This window comes from Streptomyces sp. STAM6 (assembly GCF_054963715.1).
This window is the reverse complement of sequence record NZ_JBUEFZ010000003.1, coordinates 290,620-308,024: the sequence shown is the minus strand read 5'-3', so window position 1 is coordinate 308,024 and position 17,405 is coordinate 290,620. Positions and strand designations below refer to the sequence as shown.

At 72.1% G+C, this 17,405-nt stretch carries 15 protein-coding genes; 5 read left to right on the top strand and 10 right to left on the bottom strand.

What is annotated here, in order from left to right; all coding sequences use genetic code 11:
- Positions 1 to 498: 498 nt before the first annotated feature.
- Complete coding sequence (locus ACY34K_RS06165; RefSeq protein WP_462744524.1) at positions 499 to 1,470, bottom strand: tetratricopeptide repeat protein; 972 nt, start codon at positions 1,468 to 1,470, stop codon at positions 499 to 501.
- A gap of 306 nt (positions 1,471 to 1,776) precedes the next feature.
- Here ACY34K_RS06165 and ACY34K_RS06160 point away from each other — a divergent pair, with 306 nt between their 5' ends.
- The gene (locus ACY34K_RS06160; protein ID WP_462744522.1) at positions 1,777 to 2,406 is read left to right on the top strand and encodes a TetR/AcrR family transcriptional regulator; all 630 of its coding nucleotides are present in this window, start codon (positions 1,777 to 1,779) and stop codon (positions 2,404 to 2,406) included.
- Here the strand turns inward: ACY34K_RS06160 and ACY34K_RS06155 are convergent.
- Together ACY34K_RS06155 and ACY34K_RS06150 are read right to left on the bottom strand one after the other, a co-directional pair.
- Positions 2,397 to 3,377, bottom strand: coding sequence for a GDP-mannose 4,6-dehydratase (locus ACY34K_RS06155; RefSeq protein ID WP_462744520.1), 981 nt, complete (start codon positions 3,375 to 3,377; stop codon positions 2,397 to 2,399). The genes ACY34K_RS06160 and ACY34K_RS06155 overlap by 10 nt on opposite strands.
- Entirely contained in the window at positions 3,374 to 4,501 is a 1,128-nt protein-coding gene (locus ACY34K_RS06150) for a UDP-N-acetylglucosamine--N-acetylmuramyl-(pentapeptide) pyrophosphoryl-undecaprenol N-acetylglucosamine transferase (RefSeq protein ID WP_462744518.1), read from the bottom strand. The genes ACY34K_RS06155 and ACY34K_RS06150 overlap by 4 nt, the downstream gene beginning before the upstream one ends.
- A gap of 64 nt (positions 4,502 to 4,565) precedes the next feature.
- Here ACY34K_RS06150 and ACY34K_RS06145 point away from each other — a divergent pair, with 64 nt between their 5' ends.
- The gene (locus ACY34K_RS06145; protein WP_462744516.1) at positions 4,566 to 5,252 is read left to right on the top strand and encodes a response regulator transcription factor; all 687 of its coding nucleotides are present in this window, start codon (positions 4,566 to 4,568) and stop codon (positions 5,250 to 5,252) included.
- A 242-nt stretch (positions 5,253 to 5,494) separates the two neighbouring features.
- Positions 5,495 to 6,805: a sensor histidine kinase gene (locus tag ACY34K_RS06140; protein WP_462744514.1), complete on the top strand. Its 1,311-nt coding sequence runs from the start codon at positions 5,495 to 5,497 to the stop codon at positions 6,803 to 6,805.
- On the opposite strand, the gene ACY34K_RS06135 is transcribed toward ACY34K_RS06140, so the two are convergent.
- The 5 genes from ACY34K_RS06135 to ACY34K_RS06115 form a co-directional block, all read right to left on the bottom strand.
- Positions 6,786 to 7,274 (bottom strand): N-acetyltransferase family protein, encoded by a 489-nt coding sequence (locus ACY34K_RS06135; RefSeq protein ID WP_462744796.1) that lies wholly within the window; start codon positions 7,272 to 7,274, stop codon positions 6,786 to 6,788. The genes ACY34K_RS06140 and ACY34K_RS06135 overlap by 20 nt on opposite strands.
- 83 nt (positions 7,275 to 7,357) lie before the next feature.
- On the bottom strand, positions 7,358 to 9,058 hold the full coding sequence (locus ACY34K_RS06130; RefSeq protein WP_462744512.1) for an acyl-CoA mutase large subunit family protein: 1,701 nt from the start codon (positions 9,056 to 9,058) through the stop codon (positions 7,358 to 7,360).
- 85 nt (positions 9,059 to 9,143) lie between these two features.
- Positions 9,144 to 9,476 (bottom strand): DUF3817 domain-containing protein, encoded by a 333-nt coding sequence (locus ACY34K_RS06125; RefSeq protein WP_462744510.1) that lies wholly within the window; start codon positions 9,474 to 9,476, stop codon positions 9,144 to 9,146.
- Between the two features lie 52 nt (positions 9,477 to 9,528).
- Positions 9,529 to 10,038 (bottom strand): MarR family winged helix-turn-helix transcriptional regulator, encoded by a 510-nt coding sequence (locus ACY34K_RS06120; protein ID WP_462744508.1) that lies wholly within the window; start codon positions 10,036 to 10,038, stop codon positions 9,529 to 9,531.
- Between the two features lie 10 nt (positions 10,039 to 10,048).
- On the bottom strand, positions 10,049 to 11,305 hold the full coding sequence (locus tag ACY34K_RS06115; protein ID WP_462744506.1) for an MFS transporter: 1,257 nt from the start codon (positions 11,303 to 11,305) through the stop codon (positions 10,049 to 10,051).
- Positions 11,306 to 11,429: 124 nt separating this feature from the next.
- Between ACY34K_RS06115 and ACY34K_RS06110 the strand changes: the two genes are divergently transcribed.
- A complete protein-coding gene (locus tag ACY34K_RS06110; RefSeq protein WP_462744504.1) occupies positions 11,430 to 12,464 on the top strand; it encodes an ArsR/SmtB family transcription factor in 1,035 nt (344 codons plus the stop codon).
- Between the two features lie 52 nt (positions 12,465 to 12,516).
- Positions 12,517 to 13,539, top strand: coding sequence for a glycoside hydrolase family 6 protein (locus tag ACY34K_RS06105; RefSeq protein WP_462744502.1), 1,023 nt, complete (start codon positions 12,517 to 12,519; stop codon positions 13,537 to 13,539).
- A gap of 24 nt (positions 13,540 to 13,563) precedes the next feature.
- Here ACY34K_RS06105 and glxA read toward each other — a convergent pair whose 3' ends face one another.
- Together glxA and ACY34K_RS06095 are read right to left on the bottom strand one after the other, a co-directional pair.
- On the bottom strand, positions 13,564 to 15,516 hold the full coding sequence (glxA, locus tag ACY34K_RS06100) for a radical copper oxidase GlxA (protein WP_462744500.1): 1,953 nt from the start codon (positions 15,514 to 15,516) through the stop codon (positions 13,564 to 13,566).
- A 3-nt stretch (positions 15,517 to 15,519) separates the two neighbouring features.
- Positions 15,520 to 17,280, bottom strand: a complete 1,761-nt coding sequence (locus tag ACY34K_RS06095; RefSeq protein ID WP_462744498.1) for a glycosyltransferase family 2 protein — start codon at positions 17,278 to 17,280, stop codon at positions 15,520 to 15,522.
- Positions 17,281 to 17,405: the final 125 nt, after the last annotated feature.

Here is a 17,405-nt window from a genome sequence, read left to right as displayed (position 1 = left end):
CCGGCGATCACCCCCGAGCGACAACCACTGGCTGCGCTACATGTGTTCGCGCACCCTGTCCGGACAGGCCCTGCCGGGATCAGCAGGAACCCCCCTGTCCTCGGTCGGCGTCACACTGCCGCCGACCCACTCGGTGGGGACCCAAGCCCGTTCGCGCGGCTGGTTGCCGGGCTGGTTCGGTATTGGACCGAGCGTGGCCGATCGTGGTCCATTCCGAGCCGGTACACAAGGGGGTTCGTTACTCACTAGTAACGGGTGGATAACCACGTCACGACGGCGCGGTGTCGGCCGGGCACTCAGGGTGTTACCCGTGCGTTCGACAGAAGGTGATTTCGGCACTGAAAGCCGGACATAAGACGGGGGTTGATTTACTGCAAGTAACAGCGGCCGCGTTTACCAAGTTTTGGCAAAGCGCGGCCGCTGTATGTCACTGTGTCGCCAAATCGTCGGCGGGTGTCACACGGACACCGTCCCGCACGCCGACGGGTGTCCGGTGGATCAGAACAGCACCCGTGCGAGCGCCGAACGGGCCGCGCTCACCCGCGGATCCTCCGGACCGATCACCTCGAACAGCTCCAGCAGACGCAGCCGCGCGGTGTCCCGCTCCTCGCCCGCGGTACGGCGCACCGCCTCCACGAGCCGGCCGAAGGCGTCCTCGACATGACCGCCGACCAGATCGAGGTCGGCCGCGGCGATCTGGGCCCGGACGTCGCCCGGGTTGTCCGCGGCGTTCTTGCGGACGGCCTGCGGGTCCATGTCCTGCACCCGGCCGAGCAGCTCGGCCTGGGCCAGGCCCAGCTTGGCCTCGGTGTTGCCCGGGTCGTCCACCAGCACGTTCTTGTACGCCTGGACGGCGCCGGCGAAGTCGTTCGCGTCCAGCGCGCGCACCGCCGCCTCCAGCAGCGCGTCGTACGGCCCGGCCGGCTGCTGCGCCGGGGCGGTCTCGTCGGCCGCGGCGCCGGGGTCGACGGTGATGCCGGTGAGCCCGAAGCGCTGCTCGCCCACCTGGATCAGCTGGTCGAGGATCTCCCTGATCTGCGGCTCGGGGCTCGCGCCCTGGAAGAGGGGGAGCGCCTGTCCGGCGACCACCGCGAAGACAGCCGGAATCCCCTGGATCCCGAACTGCTGCATCAGCATCTGGTTGGCGTCTACGTCGATCTTGGCGAGAACGAAGCGGCCGTTGTACTCGACGGCCAGCCGCTCCAGCAGAGGGGTGAGCTGCTTGCACGGCTCGCACCACTCGGCCCAGAAGTCGATGACGACCGGTACTTCGGTGGAGCGCTGAAGGATGTCGCGCTCGAAGCCGGCCTCGTCGACATCGATCACCAGGGCCGACGGGGGCACGGCTCCGCCGCCGCCTTGCCGGGCGGCCTCGGCGCGCGCCTGCTCCGCCTTCGCCTTGGCCTCTCCGGCCGCCTTCACCGCGGCGAGGTCGACGACGCCGCTCATGGACATGTTCCTAGGCTGCATACGTACATCCTCCCCCTTCCGCGTGCCTAACCCCTAAGCCATGGCGCGCGCCATGGCCGAACCGCGCCCGTCCGCGCCCCCTCCCGCCGGTCTGCGGGGCGCACGGACGTACGCGATCCATCACCTGTTGCTCGGCACCGGGTCCCCACCCTGGTGCCAGTGGTTGTCGCTCGGGCCGCTCAAAGCCTTTCGCTACGGGTCGTAGCGTAACTGGATCGCAAGGGCCCCGGGCGGGATTCCCAGGTGAACTGCCTCACACGCACAGGTCGGGAAAACAGCACTTACTCGCCGGTATGGTCGAGCGTCATGTGCAGCCGTACCAGTTCCCGCTCCAGCCGTACGGGGCGCCCGCGCAAGGCCGAGGCCGACGCCGCGATACTCGACGCGACACGGGCCGCCCTGGTCGAGCTGGGCTGGTCGAAGCTGACCATGGGGGACGTCGCCACACGGGCGGGAGTCGCCAAGACCACCCTGTACCGGCGCTGGGCGAGCAAGAACGAACTGGTCGTGGATGCCGTGGCGGTTCTCTTCGACGAGCTGGAGCTGCCCGACCGGGGCAGCCTGGCGGCCGACATCGAGGGAGTGGTGCGCCAGTTCGCGGCGCTGCTGGAACGGCCCGAGACCAAGACGGCGCTGATGGCCGTGGTCGCCGAGTCGACCCGGGACGCCCCGCTGCGCGAACGCATCCGCACCTTGATCGTGGACCGGCAGAAGCGGCTCGTCATGGAGGGGCGGCAGCGCGCGCAGGCCCGCGGCGAACTGCCCGCGAGCAGCGGGCCGGGACCGATGCCAGGCACCGACGACCTGATCTTCGACGTGATAGCGGGCGCGGTGGTCCACCGGGCGCTGGTGAGCGCCGAACCCGTGGACGCGGAGTGGGTCCAGCGCTTCACCGCGCTGCTGCTGGGCGGTCTGGCGGCGGCCGCTCAGACCTGATAGCGGTCGGGCGCGAAGAGGTGCAGATGCTCGGCGATCCACTCGGACGTGTGCTTCAGCCCCTCCTCCAGTGACGTCTCCGGCCGCCAGCCCGCCCACTCCCGGGCCCGGGTGTTGTCCGACAGCAGCCGTTCCACCTCGCTGCCGGACGGCCGCAGCCGGGCCGGGTCGACGGTGATCTCCGCGTCCCGGCCCGACGCCTCGATCAGCTTGCGGGCGAGCTCCCCGATCGCGATCTCCTGTCCCGAACCGAGGTTGACGACCTGGCCGAGGGCGCGGTCGCAGCCGGCCAGGTCGAGGAAGCCGCGGGCGGTGTCCGTGACATAGGTGAAGTCGCGGGTCGGGGTGAGCGAGCCGAGCTTGATCCGGCGGGCGCCCGAGTGGAGCTGGGCGAGGATCGTGGGAATGACGGCCCGGGCGGACTGGCGAGGGCCGTAGGTGTTGAAGGGCCGCACGACGGTGACGGGCAGTTCGAAGGCGTGCCAGTGCGAGAGCGCCATCATGTCCGCCCCGATCTTCGAGGCGGAATAGGGCGACTGGGGCTGGAGCGGATGGTCCTCGGAGATCGGGGCCGTGAGCGCCGTTCCGTAGACCTCGCTGGTGGAGGTGTGGACGAGCCGGCGCACCTCGTGGCGGCGGCACGCCTCGGCGATGTTCTCCGTGCCGGTCACATTGGTCTGCACATAGGCCCCCGGCGAGTCGTAGCTGTACGGGATGCCGATGAGCGCGGCGAGGTGGAAGACGGTGTCGCAGCCGGCGACGGCGTCCATGACGCGGCCGGGGTCGCGTACGTCGCCCGCGATCATCTCGACGTCGTGCGCCCGGTGGCGCAGGTTGCCCTTGTCGCCGTACGGCTTGTAGTGGACGAACGCGCGGACGTGCGCGCCGCGTTCGACGAGCAGGTCGACGAGGGTGCTTCCGATGAAGCCCTCGGCTCCGGTGACGAGGACGGTGCGGCCGCTGAAGTTCATGCTGCGTACTCCTGGTGGTTGCGGTGGTGGGAGGCGAGGTTCAGGACCCGCTCGGCGAGCAGGTCCGCGGCGTGGGCGTGCGGGCCGGGGTCGGCCGCGCCGCTCATCGCCGCCAGTCGTGCGGGGTCGTGGAGGAGCGGTTCGACGAGCGCGGCCAGTCGGCCGGCGGTCGTCTCCGCGTCGGGCAGGAGGAGCCCGGCGCCCGTGTCGGTCAGCACCCGGGCGTTGTGTGTCTGGTGGTCGCCCGGCGCGTGGGGGTAGGGGACGAGGACGGCGGGCACCCCGGTGGTGGCCAGTTCGGCGACGGTCGCCGAACCGGCCCGGCACACGACGAGGTCGGCGGCGGCGTAGGCCAGGTCCATCCGGTCCAGGTAGGGCACGGCCCGGGCGACCGGATTGCCGGCGAGGGCACGCCGGGTGGCGTCGAGCGCCGCGGGCCCCGTCTTGACGAGCAGGTGGACGTCGGTGCGTCGGCGCCATCGCTCGGCGAGTCCGAGCGCGGCCTCGGTGAGCCGGGCGGCGCCCAGGCTGCCGCCGTTGAAGAGCACCAGGCGCCGCCCCTCGGGCACGCCCAGCTCCCGTCGTGCGGCGGGACGCAGCGCGGGGCGGTCGAGGGCGGCCAGCGCCGCGGCGATGGGCATGCCGGTGGTGACGGCGCCGGGGAGGTGGCCGGTGTCGAAGGCGACCGCGACGTGGGGTGTGAGGCGGGCGGCGAACCGGTTGGCGCGGCCGGGGACGGCGTTGGACTCGTGGATCAGGCTCGGCAGCCCGGCGGTGCGGGCTCCGAGGATGACGGGCGCGCTCGGGTAGCCGCCCATGCCGACCGCGACCTGGGCGTGCTGCTCGCGCAGGATGGCCTTGCACTGGGCGGCGGACTTCAGCAGCGCCGCGGGCAGCAGATACCGCTTGGCGCCGAGCGCCGGGTCGAAGGGGATCATGTCAACGGTGTGCAGCGGATAGCCGGCGGCGGGTACGAGCCGGCCCTCGAGTCCGCGGGTCGTCCCGACGAAGGAGATCACCGCGTGGGGCACGGCCCGGCGCAGGGCGTCGGCGAGGGCGAGCCCGGGATAGATGTGGCCGCCGGTGCCGCCCGCACCGATGACGACAGACAGTGGTGTGCGCATGGCACGGACGGTCCAGGAACCGTCTAAGAGGGTTCTAAGAGGCGCCTTTGGCAGGCTGTTCCCCATGAGCGCAGCGAGGATCCTGGTCGTCGAGGACGAGCCGGAGGTACGGGCGGCCGTCGAGGACGGGCTGACGGTGGAGGGGTACGAGGTGCGGGGCGCCGCCGACGGGCTGGCGGCGCTGTCCGAGGTCGCCTCCTGGCAGCCGGACGCGATCGTGCTCGATGTGCGGATGCCGGTGCTGGACGGGCTGGCCGTGTGCCGCCGGCTGCGGGCGCTCGACGACCGAACGCCGGTGATCGTGCTGACGGCGCTGGATTCCGTGAGCGAGCGGGTCGACGGGCTGGACGCGGGCGCGGACGACTATCTGGTGAAGCCGTTCGCGCTGGACGAGCTGACGGCACGGGTGCGGGCGCTGCTGCGCCGCACGGCGCCGGAGCCGTCGGGGCCGGACGTGTTGTCGTTCGCGGACCTGGTGGTCGACCCGGCTACCCGGACGGGCACCCGGGGCGGCCGCCCGCTGGAGTTCAGCCGCACCGAGTTCGCCCTGCTGGACCTGTTGCTGCACCACCCGGGTCAGGTGCTGCCGCGCGAGACGATCCTGGAGCGTGTCTGGGGCCGGGACTTCGGCCCCGAATCCAACTCCCTCGCCGTGTACGTCGGTTACCTGCGGCGCAAGCTGGAGGCCGCGGGCGAGCCCCGGCTGGTCCAGACGGTCCACGGCGTCGGCTACCGCCTGGCGGAGTCATGAGCGCGCGGAGGAAGGCGGGGGCTGGGCGGCCGATCGGGCCGGATCAGCGAGCGGGGTCTGGTGCCGTGGATCGCAAGACGGAGGAGGAAGTCGACGCGGAGCGTCGGCGACCGACGACAACACGGCGAGACGCGGCACCAGGACACGCGAACCCGGCAGGATCGGCTGGGCAGCCCCCAGGGGCACGGTGGCGCAGGCGGCGGCCGCTGCGGGCGCGGCTCGCACTGGCGGCGTCCGCGGCCGTGGCGCTCGTGGCGGTGGGTGTGTGCGCCGCGGCGTTCGTCGTCATCCGGTACGAGATGTACCACCAGCTCGATCTGAACCTGACCCAGTCGGCGACGGTGGCCGTCCAGCAGCATCGGGGGTCGGGCCCGGACGTGCTGGCCGCGGAGTGCCGTTTCCTGTCGGCTCCGGCCTGCGCGCAGATCGTCCCGGTGGACGCCGGGGACGACCCGGCGGAGCCGTACGCGCTGCCGGTGTCCGGGCCGGTGCGGGAGGTGGCGTCGGGCCGGCGCGCCGCCTACTACAGCAATGTGACGGTCGCGGGGCGCCCGGGCCGGATGCTGACGACCCCGTTCGGGAAGGGGAAGGCGCTGCAGGTGGCGCTGCGTGCCGACACGGTGGCCACGGGCGTGCGGCAGGCGGCGCGACTGCTCGCCGTGGTCGGCGGGGCGGGCGTGGTGCTGGCCGCGGGCCTCGGCTACTGGGTGTCGCGCACGGGTCTCGCGCCGGTCGCCCGGCTGACCGCGACCGCCGAGCGGATCGCCGCGACGCGCGATGCCCGCCATCGCATCGAGCTGCCTCCCGGCCCGCCGGGCCGGGAGGACGAGGTGACGCGGCTGGCGGCCACGTTCAACACCATGCTGGGGGAGCTGGAGCAGTCCGTGACGGCCCAGCGCCGGCTGGTCGCGGACGCCTCGCACGAGCTGCGGACGCCGCTGACCGCGCTGCGCACCAACGCCGATCTGCTGGCGCGTGCCGACCGGCTGACGCCGGCGCAGCGCGACCGGGCGTCGGCGGCGATCTCCCGGCAGCTGTACGAGGTGACGGGTCTGGTGAACGACCTGATCGAGCTGGCGCGGGACGAGGAGCCCCGGCCGCTGGTGGAGGACGTGCGGCCGGCCGCGCTGCTCGCGCACGCGGTGGCCACCGCCCGTACGCACTGGCCGGAGACGGGCTTCACGCTGCGGACGGACGACTCGGCGGACGCGATGACCGTGCCCGGGGTGCCGTCACGGCTGTCGCGGCTGATGACCAATCTGCTGGACAATGCCGCCAAGTTCAGCCCGCCCGGCGGGCCACCGGTGGAGGTGGAGTTCACCGGGCCGCGGTTGACCGTGCGGGACCACGGCCCCGGTATCGCGCCCGGTGATCTCCCCCATGTCTTCGACCGTTTCTACCGGGCCGAGTCGGCGCGTGCCCTGCCCGGCTCCGGCCTGGGGCTGGCGATGGCCCGGCAGATCGCCCGTGCCCACGGCGCGGAGCTGACCGCCGGGAACGCACCGGGCGGTGGTGCGCTGTTCCGGCTGGTGTTCACAGCGGGCGGTGCATGACGTGCAGCGCCACGTACCCCTCGGTGGGGTGGTGGAACGCCTCGGGGACGGTGCCGACGATCCGGAAGCCGAGCTGTTCGTAGAGCCGCACGGCGTGCTTGTTGGTCTCCACGACGGCGTTGAACTGCATGGCACGGAACCCGTCCGCGCGGGCCTGGTCGAGGGTGTGCTCGACCAGTGCCCGGCCCACGCCGCGCCCGCCGTGGGCGGGGTCGACCATGTAGCTGGCGCTGGCGATGTGCGCGCCGTTGCCGTGCTGGTTGTTGTTCATCTTGGCGGTGCCGAGGATCGTGCCGTCGGCGTCGACGGCGACGACCGTGCGGTTCGGCGCGGAGAGCATCCACCAGCCGCGGCCGTCCTCCTCGCCGAGGTCGAGCGGGAACGTGAAGGTGTCGCCGGCCGCGACGATGGTGTGGAAGAACGGCCAGATGGCGGACCAGTCGTCGGCCGTGGCTTCCCTGATGGTGATCTGCATGGCATCAGAATGCCGCGTGCGCCGTAGGGCGCACGCGGCATTTTCCGGGTGGGGGCGGCGGGTTGTCGCTGTCCGGGTCAGAAGCCGGGCGGCTCGGTGTAGACGCCCCACTCGTCCCTGAGGGCGTTGCAGATCTCGCCGAGGGTGGCCTCCGCGCGGACGGCGTCCAGCATCGGCTCGATCATGTTGGAGCCGTCGCGGGCGGCGGTCAGCATCGTGTCGAGCGACGCGCGTACGCGCGCGTCGTCGCGCCGGGACTTGCGCTCGCCGAGGACGCGGACCTGCTCCCGCTCGACCTCGTGGCTGACGCGCAGGATCTCCAGGTCTCCGGTGACCGAGCCCTCGTGGCAGTTGACGCCGACGACCCGCTTGTCGCCCTTCTCCAGGGACTGCTGGTAGCGGAAGGCGGACTCGGCGATCTCGCCGGTGAACCAGCCGTCCTCGATACCGCGCAGGATGCCGGAGGTGATCGGCCCGATGGGGTGCCGGCCGTCCGGGTGGGCGCGCAGTCCGCGTTCCTTTATCCGGTCGAAGATCTTCTCGGCGTCGGCCTCGATGCGGTCGGTGAGTTGTTCGACGTACCAGGAGCCGCCGAGCGGGTCGGCGACGTTGGCGACGCCGGTCTCCTCCATGAGCACCTGCTGGGTGCGCAGGGCGATTTCGGCGGCCTGCTCGGACGGCAGGGCGAGGGTCTCGTCGAGGGCGTTGGTGTGCAGCGAGTTGGTGCCGCCGAGGACGGCGGCGAGGGCCTCCACGGCGGTGCGCACGACGTTGTTGTACGGCTGCTGGGCGGTCAGCGAGACGCCCGCGGTCTGGGTGTGGAAGCGCAGCCACTGGGCCTTGTCGGTCCTGGCGCCGTAGACGTCCTTCATCCAGCGGGCCCAGATGCGGCGGGCGGCGCGGAACTTGGCGATCTCCTCGAAGAAGTCGACGTGCGCGTCGAAGAAGAAGGACAGGCCGGGGGCGAAGACGTCGACGTCCAGGCCGCGCGAGAGGCCGAGTTCGACGTATCCGAAGCCGTCGGCGAGGGTGTAGGCCAGCTCCTGCGCGGCCGTCGCCCCGGCCTCGCGGATGTGGTAGCCGGAGACGGAGAGCGGCTTGTAGGCGGGGATGCCGGCCGCGCAGTGCTCCATCAGGTCGCCGATGAGCCGCAGATGGGGCTCGGGCTGGAAGAGCCATTCCTTCTGCGCGATGTACTCCTTGAAGATGTCCGTCTGCAGGGTGCCGTTGAGGACGCCCGGGTCGACGCCCTGGCGCTCGGCGGCGACGAGGTACATGCAGAAGACGGGCACCGCGGGCCCGGAGATCGTCATCGACGTGGTGACGTCGCCGAGGGGGATGTCCTTGAAGAGGACCTCCATGTCGGCGGCGGAGTCTATGGCGACGCCGCAGTGGCCGACCTCGCCGAGCGAGCGCGGGTCGTCGGAGTCACGACCCATGAGCGTCGGCATGTCGAAGGCCACGGAGAGCCCGCCGCCGCCGTTGGCCAGGATCATCTTGTACCGCTCGTTGGTCTGCTCGGCGTTGCCGAAGCCCGCGAACTGGCGGATGGTCCAGGTGCGGCCGCGGTAGCCGGTCGGGTACAGGCCGCGGGTGAAGGGGTACTCACCGGGCCAGCCGATCCGCTCGAAGCCGTCGTAGGTGTCGCCGGGCCTCGGCCCGTAGACGGGCTCTACGGGATCGCCGGAGAGCGTGGTGAAGTCCGCGTCGCGCTTGCGGGCGGCGTCGTAGCGGGCCTGCCAGCGTCGGCGGCCTTCCTCGATGGCGTCAGCGTCCATACCTTCGAATTTACTAGGACGTCCTAGTAAATGTCGATGGCCAACCGCCGCACACCACGCGTACGGCGGTCGGGGTTACGCTCGGTTACACCTTGACCGGCTCGGGCCGGGCGCCGTCGAACAGCGGCGCCACGTCCCGGGCGACCTTGCGCTCGACGAAGAACGCCGCGAAGGGGATCGTGCCGGACAGCAGCACCCACAGGAGCTTGCCGAACGGCCACTTCGCCTTGGAGCCCAGGTCGAAGGCGAAGATCAGGTAGATGATGTAGAGGACGCCGTGGGTCTGCGAGACCGCGAAGGTCAGATCCTCGCCCGTGTCGAACCCGTACTTGAACACCATGCACGTGCAGAGCACGAGCAGCATGACGGCGGTCACATAGGCCATGACCCGGTAGCGGGTCAGCACGCTCCTCTTCATGGCGTCGAGCGTAACCGCACGTTCCCGGCGATCTTCGCGCGGGGCCGGGGGCCTACTTGTCCTCGAAATCGTGGGCCGCCACCCGCAGCGGTCGCAGCATCGCGAAGATCTCGGCGCACTCCTCGGCGTCGTACGCGCCGAGCCCGAAGTCCATGGCCATCAGGTCGGCGGTGGCCGCCTCGACGACCTCCCGGCCCTTGTCCGTGATGGAGGCGAGGGTGCCGCGGCCGTCGTTGGGGTTGGGCCGCTTGGCCACCAGACCCGACTTGACCAGCCGGTCGACGGTGTTGGTCACGGACGTGGGATGGACCATCAGCCGCTCGCCGATCTTGGACATCGGCAGCTCGCCCTCCTTGGAGAAGGTGAGCAGCACCAGCGCCTCGTACCGCGCGAAGGTCAGCCCGTAGGGCTTGACCACCGCGTCGACCTCCGCGAGCAGGATCTGGTGTGCGCGCATGATCGACGTGATGGCGGCCATCGAGGGGACGGGCCCCCAGCGGCGCTGCCACAGCTCGTCGGCGCGGGCGATGGGGTCGAACGGGAGACTGAGCGGCTTCGGCACGTGCACGACCTTACCGACTGGTCACATGCTGGTCAGCCCTGTCTCGCTGTTCGGTCCTCCGCACTTCCGCGACGAGCAGCAGCACGCACACCGTGCCGATGACCCCGGCGCCCGTCACGACTCCGTGCACCGGCCAGATCTCGGCGGCGGCGCCCGCCGCGACCATACCCACGCCCTGGACGGTCATCATTCCGGCGGTCATCAGGGTCATGGCCCGTCCGCGCAGTTCCTCGGGCACGGCCTCGACGTACCAGCGGTCGAGGCCGAGCGTGTAGGCGCCGGTGGCCCCGGACAGGGCGAGGGCGAGGGCGGCGAGGGCGATGCCCGGCTCGACGGCGTACAGCAGCAACGGCAGCAGCCCGGCGGCCGCGCAGGGCAGCACGAGCCGCTCCCGGGCCCGCGGGCCGAGCACCGACCCGGCGAGCAGTTCGCCCGCGACGGTGCCGACGGGCATGGCGCACATCAGCACGCCGAGCGCGGCGGTGGAGGCGCCGGTGCCGGCGGCGTACGGGACGGCCAGGGCCTCCGGCACGACGGCGAACAGCGGCGGCACCCAGAACATCAGGGTCAGCGCCCGGATCCGCCGGTCGGCGAGGACCGAGCGGGCACCGGCCAGGGAGTCGCGCACCAGCGCCGTGCGCTCGCCACCGGCGCGGGCGGCCCCTGGCTTGGTGCCGAGGCGCAGGAGCACGGCCGACGCCAGGAAGGTCGCGACGGTCAGGCAGATCGCGGCCCGCGGGGAGACGACGGTGAGCAGCAGGCCGCCCGCGCCGAATCCGGCGAGCAGCGACCCCTGGGAGACGATCCGGAGGAGTGAACGGCCGAGGACGAAGAGATCACCGTCGCCGAGGATGTCGGCGAGGGTGGCCATGCGGGTGCCGTTGAAGACGGGGGCGACGGCGGCGACGGCGCAGCGCAGGGCGAGGAGCGCGGCGACGGGCGTGCCGGGGAGCGCCATGCCGGCCACGCACAGCGCGCACAGGAGGTCGCAGACGACGAGCACCCGGCGGGCTGGGTAGCGGTCGGCGACGCCGGCGAGGAGGGTGCCGCCGAGTGCGTACGGCAGGAAGCCGAGGGCGAAGGTGAGGGAGCTGAGCAGCGGTGAGCCGGTGAGGTCGTGGACGAGGACGGTGAGGGCGATCTCGCTGACGACCACGCCGAGGAGTGAGAGCAGGTGGGCGGCGAAGACGGCGCGGAACGGGCGGACGCGGAAGACCGCCGCGTATCCGGGCGCGGCGGGGTCGTCGGCAGGGGTGTGGCGGGACATGGACAGCAGCGTGCCGTCGGCCCGGCGGGCGCCCTAGAGTTTCGGCCGGGTCCGAATGTTCGAGTCGACCTGCCCGCCGGTCCGGCGGACGCTCGGACCGGGGAAGGCCGGGAAGGGGGCGCGGATGCCGCAATACCTGCACTTCGGCGGCACCGATCTGCTGCGCTGCCGGTTCGCCGTGTCGCCGCTGTGGGAGACGCACGCGGCCGTGCGGACGCTGGCGCGGCCGGAGCAGCACGGGTACCACCTGCCGTGGCTGCGGCGGACGAGGGAGGCGGCCGCCGGGCTGGAGCTCGAGCCGCTGCAGCTGCTGATGCCGCGCCGGGGCCACAACCCCGACTGGCTCTACCCACCGCCCATCGGGCCGGCGGCCTCCTTCGCGGAGGAGATCGCGGCCGTGCGGGCCACGGACCCGGGGACGGCGTACGACGACATGAGCCGGACGCTGCGGCAGGTGCCGGGGCTCGCCCAATCGGCGGCGGGCCGGGCGCTGCTCGATGATCCCGTGCGGTCGGTCGAGCGGCTGGCGACGCTTCTGGAGCGCGCCTGGGAGGCACTGGTCGCACCGGAGTGGCCTCGGCTGAGGGCGCTGCTGGAGGCGGATGTGGCGTACCACTCGCGCCGGCTGGCGGAAGCGGGGCTCGAACGGCTGATGGGTGAGCTGCACCCGAAGCTGGCCTGGTCTCGGGAGGGGGGCGGCGAGGAGTCGACGCTGACGATCGCGTACCGCGGGGACCATGTGCGCAGCCTGGACGGGCAGGGACTGGTGCTGATGCCGTCCGTCTTCGTCTGGCCGGATGTGGTCTCCGGGTTCGAGCCGCCGTGGCAGCCGACGGTCGTCTATCCCGCGCGGGGCATCGCGGGGCTGTGGAGCGAGCCGCACGGCCGGACGCCCGAGGCGCTGGCCCGGTTGCTGGGGCGGACCCGGGCCGATGTGCTGTGCGCGCTCGACGAGCCGGCCGGGACGACGGCGCTGGCCCACCGGCTGGGTCTGGCGCCCTCGTCGGTGTCGGAGCACCTGTCCGTGCTGCGCGGGGCGGGGCTGCTCACCTCACGGCGGTACGGGCACCAGGTGCTCTACGAACGGACGCCGCTCGGGATCACGCTGGCGGGCTCGGGGGCCGGGGCGGAGGCGGTGTCGCACCCGTGGAGCCCATGACCGTTGTGTAACGATGTGCCCGGTCTGTCCATTGCTGGTGCGAGGGGACTGGATGTCCGGCCGCAGATCGTTCCGCGTTCTCACCCTGCTGCTCGTGGCGGCCGCGCTCATGGCCGGCTGCTCCTCCGGCGGCACGCCGGCCGGGCAGTCCCGTTCGCGGGGGCCCGCTGCCCGGGGCGAGGCCGCGCCCTCGGCGGACTCCCCGTTCTGGGTCGACCCGGACAGCCCCGCGGCCCGGCAGGTCGAGCAGTACGAGGCTCGGGGCCGCACCGAGGAGGCCGAGGTGATGCGGCGGATCTCCGCGCGGCCGGTGGCCGTGTGGCCCGCCGCGGACGACCCCGGGCGGGCCGTGCGGAAGGCCGTGCTCGGAGCGGCGCCGAAGCGGCGCACGGTCCTGCTCGCCGCGTACAACATCCCGCACCGGGACTGCGGACGGTACTCGGCCGGGGGCGCCCCCGGTGCGGACGCCTACCGCGCGTGGATCGACGCCTTCGCCCGGGCCGTCGGCGACGCCCCGGCGATCGTGGTGCTGGAGCCGGACGCGGTGCCCCACCTCGTGGACGGGTGCACCCCCGCCGAGTACCGGGACGAGCGCTACGAGCTGCTGTCGGACGCGGTCGACCGGCTCAAGGAGCAGCCGCGCACCAAGGTGTACGTGGACGCGGGCAACCCGGCGTGGATCAGGGACCCGGCCCAGCTCGTCGAGCCGCTGCGGCGCGCGGGGATCGGGCGGGCCGACGGGTTCGCGCTCAACGTCTCCAACTTCCAGACCGATGCGACGGTCCGGGCGTACGGCACCGAGCTGTCCGGACGGCTCGGCGGGGCGCACTACGTCATGGACACCAGCCGCAACGGCGCGGGGCCGCTGCCCGGCGCCGGCGGGGAGGCCTGGTGCAATCCCCCGGGCCGGGCCCTCGGCACGCCCCCGACCGAGAACACCGGTGACGAACGCCTCGACGCGTATCTGTGGATCAAGCGGCCGGGAGAGTCGGACGGGCCGTGCCGGGGCGGCCCGCAGGCAGGCGTCTGGTGGCCCGACTACGCGCTGGGGCTGGCCCGCCGCACCACCCGGTGACCCCGTCCGGCGACGGCCCCTCCGTCAGCGGACCCGGACCCACTTGGCCACGGACGGCCGGCCGTCACCGTCGACCACGAAGAGCATGTACCAGCCCGGCGGCACCAGCGTCCGGTCGAGTGGCGCCCGGACCGTCACGCTGCTCGCGTCCCGGGTCAGCTCCAGGGCGACGGAGCGCTGTTCGACGTCGGTGGTGTGGGTGACGGCGCTCGGCCGCATGAGGCGTGCCCCGGCGATCCGGCCCGCGTCCTTGGTGCGGAACGTCGCCCGGCCGCTCCGGTCGAGTTCCCGGGGGCCGGCCCCCAGCACCGGCCGTTCGCCGTGGCCGTACAGGTAGGGCGGGCTGAACACCTCCATGCGCTGCTCGAACCTGCCGAGCCTGGTGTTGTCCCGGTCGCCGAAGAGCGGGTCGGAGCCGAACGTGGCGACCCGGCCGTCGGGCAGCAGCAGCGCCTCGGAGTGGTAGTTGCGGCCGACGGCGGGGTCGGCGGCCGGCCGGAAGGTGTTGCTCCCCGGCTCGTAGAACTGGGCCTTCAGGATGTCGCTCGCGTCGCGGCCGCGGTACTTCTCCGATCCCCCGGTGGTGAACACGGAGTCGTCGGGCAGCAGCACGGTGCTGAGGTAGCGGGTGCCGCGGGGCAGTGCGGGGCCGTCGCGGAAGGCGGGCGCGGCGGCCTTCAGGTCGACGATCGCGGTCCGTGCCGTGGAGCGTGCGGACTCGCCGACCCCTCCGCCGCCGAGGACCATGAGCTTCTGGTCCTGCACGGGCGGCAGGATCAGGGACGCGGAGGTCTCCAGCTGGTCGGCGTCGGTGAGGCCGGGGATCTCCCGGAAGACGTTGGTCCTCAGGTCCCACAGGCCCGGGGCCCTGCCCTTGTCGTCGGGTCCGTACCCGCCGTTGGAGCCGGTGTAGAAGAGCTTGCCGCCCCGGGTGAGGAAGAGGGCGGGATAGGTGGGGAAGTAGCGGAAGGGCCCCGGGGACCACTTCCTGGTGCGCGGGTCGTAGATCTCGTTGTCGCCCGGGACCACGTCACCGACGTCGTCGAGACCGGAGACGGCCAGCACCCTGCCGTCCTGGAGCGTCACCAGTGTCGGGTACCAGCGGGCGTCCTTCATCGGGGCGACGGGGACGTACCTCTCGGCCACGGGATCGAATTCGTAGGCCGCCCTGATGCCCTGGAAGTCCTGCTTCTCGGTGGTGAGCCGCTGCGCGAGGCCGTAGACGTTCCAGGCGTCCTTGCCCTTCAGGCCGACGACCTCGTACTGCGCGGCCTGCGTGGTCAGCGCCCGCGGGCCCTCCTCCTTCGCCTCCACGAAGACACGCGCCTCGCCGGCGGTCACCCTGGTCTCCCAGGGGCTCCCCCGGCCGCTCCCCAGGGACGCGACCTTCAGGTCGCGCTTGGCCTTCGGCACGGTGACGCCTGCCGTGGAGACGTACTCGACGCCCGACGGCGAGCGGAAGACGGTGCCCTTGGGGAGGGTGACGGCCCTGTCCGGGTTCTCGTTCATCACGCGCATCCCGCCGCCCGCCCGCTTCACCTCACCGGAGAGCACCTCGTAGCGGGCGGTACCGCCGGCCACCAGCAGCCGGCCGTCGGGGAGCTGGCTGTGCCCGGCGCAGAAGAAGTCCTCGGGCGTGGGGATCTTCTTGAACGTGTTCTTCACGGGGTCCCACAGGACGGTGTCGAAGGTGCCCGCGTCGAACTTCTTCTGGTCGTTGCCGGAGCCCGCGATGAGCAGCACCTTGCCGGTGCGCAGGAGAGCGGCGTGGATGGCGTTGATCCGGTGGGCGCCGGGTGCCTCCATCAGCTGCCAGGAGCCGTATCTCGCTTTGTAGCCGGGCCGGGAGATCTTGTACGCGTGGTACTTCTCCTCGGCGAAGGAGAGCACCGCCGGGGCGTTGAGGCCCGCGAGGAGGAGCACCGCTCCGCCGCCCAGCAGCGTCTTCTTGAACCTCTCGGACGGCCGGTAGGCCATGGCTCAGTTCCCTCCTGTCGTCGTGGCGAGCACCGCCTCCTGCTCCTCTCCGGGCTTCGGTCCGGCGGCCGCGCGGAGCCGGGCCGTCGCGCGCCGCTCCTGGAGCACGGCCCGGCCGTGGACGCAGACCGGGGCGAGTGCGACGGCCAGGGCGAGGACGGCCCAGGTGCGCATCGCCGCGTGCGTGTGGTCGAGGGGGACGGAGACGAGGAGGGACAGGGCCAGGACGGCCGCCCAGTACAGGTGGATGCGGAAGGTGGCCGGCCGGTCGGCGCTGGCCTCTCCGCCCTTGGGGGTGACGACGAACCGGCCGTCGGTGCGCAGCAGCGCCGATCCCAGTGACTTGAGGTAGATGGGCGCGGAGAGCGCGGACATCACCATGCCGGCCAGTCCGCCGGAGCCCCGCGGCTCGTGCGGCGAGACGTTGTGGCGCCGGTTCCACAGGTAGAGGCCGATCTGGAGGGCGGCCGCGTCGCTGTAGAGCATCAGCCAGACGGCGGACGACACCTGGGTGCCGGACGCGCCGAGCCAGAGGAAGAGCACACAGCTGAGGACGCCGAGGAACCAGTTGACGGCCGTCATCGGGTAGTAGACGAGCATCAGCGTGTAGTGGAGCAGCCGCCCCGGCGGCATCCGGAAGAAGGCCTTGCGGTACTGCTTGAACAGCGTCTCGTAGGAGCCGCGCGACCAGCGCAGCTGCTGGGTGAAGAAGTCCGTCCAGGAGGCCGGCCCCTCCCCCACGGCCAGCACGTCGGGCGTGTAGACGGACCGCCAGTGGCGCCCGGTCCGCGGGTTCTTGTGGCGGTGGAGTTCGAAGCCGGTGGCCATGTCCTCGGTGATGGAGTCGTACAGCCCGCCGATCTGCCGGAGGGCGGCGATGCGTACGACGTTGTTGGTGCCGACGAACATGGGCGCGTGGTAGCGGTTCCCCGCCCGCTGTATGAGCGCGTGGAAGAGGAACTGCTGGGACTCCGCGGCCTTGGTGACGGGCGAGGTGTAGTTGCCGTAGACCTGCGGTCCGACCACGAAGGCGACGTCGGGGTCACGGAAGTAGCCCAGCATCCGCTCCAGGAAGCCGGGGAGCGGTACGTGGTCGGTGTCGACGGAGGCGTAGAAGTCGTAGGCGTCACCGTGCGCGGCGATCCAGGCGTTGTAGTTGCCGTGCTTGGTCCTCGCCCGGTGGGCGCCCTTCTCGCGGTTCCATTCGGGGACTCCGGCGCGGGTGAAGTGGCGCACGCCCAGTTCCGCGCAGAGGGCCCTGGCCCGTTCGTCGTCGCCCTCGTCCAGCAGCCACACGTCGAGGGGCCCGTCGTGCGTGACACGGACGGCGCCCTCGAGGGTGGCCCGGACCATGGCGAGGGGCTCCTTGCCGGGCACGTAGGTGGTGAGGAAGGCGACCCGGGTGCCGGCTTGCGGGACGACGGGGACCGGGTCGCGGGCGACCATCGTGGCGTGGGCGACGGAGACCACGTTGACCAGCATGAAGAGACAGATGAGGCCGATCGAGACGAGCATCACCGTGTCGAACGCGATGAGCCACCGCTCGCCGCCCTCGCGGGTGGTCCGGTGGGAGGGCCACACGAGGTAGAGGAGGAGGACCGCCGAGAGCAGCGGCGCGGCGTACATCAGCAGCACCGCGCGTATTCGGTGCCGCTCCCGGGACAGCAGGCTGCGGTACCGGACCGTGCGGGCGGTGCGGTCGGGCTCCGTCAGAGGACCGGCGAGACGGCTGTACGTGTCGTAGTCGTAGCCCTCCGGTCGCACCGTGCCTCCAGCTGTCGAGCGAGGTCGCCATACCCCCCACACAAGTGGAGAAGGCGCGAGGTGTCGACCGGAGGCGTCCGAGCGGGCGGTTTTGCCTGTGACGCGGTTTCAGAGCGGCGCGGCGG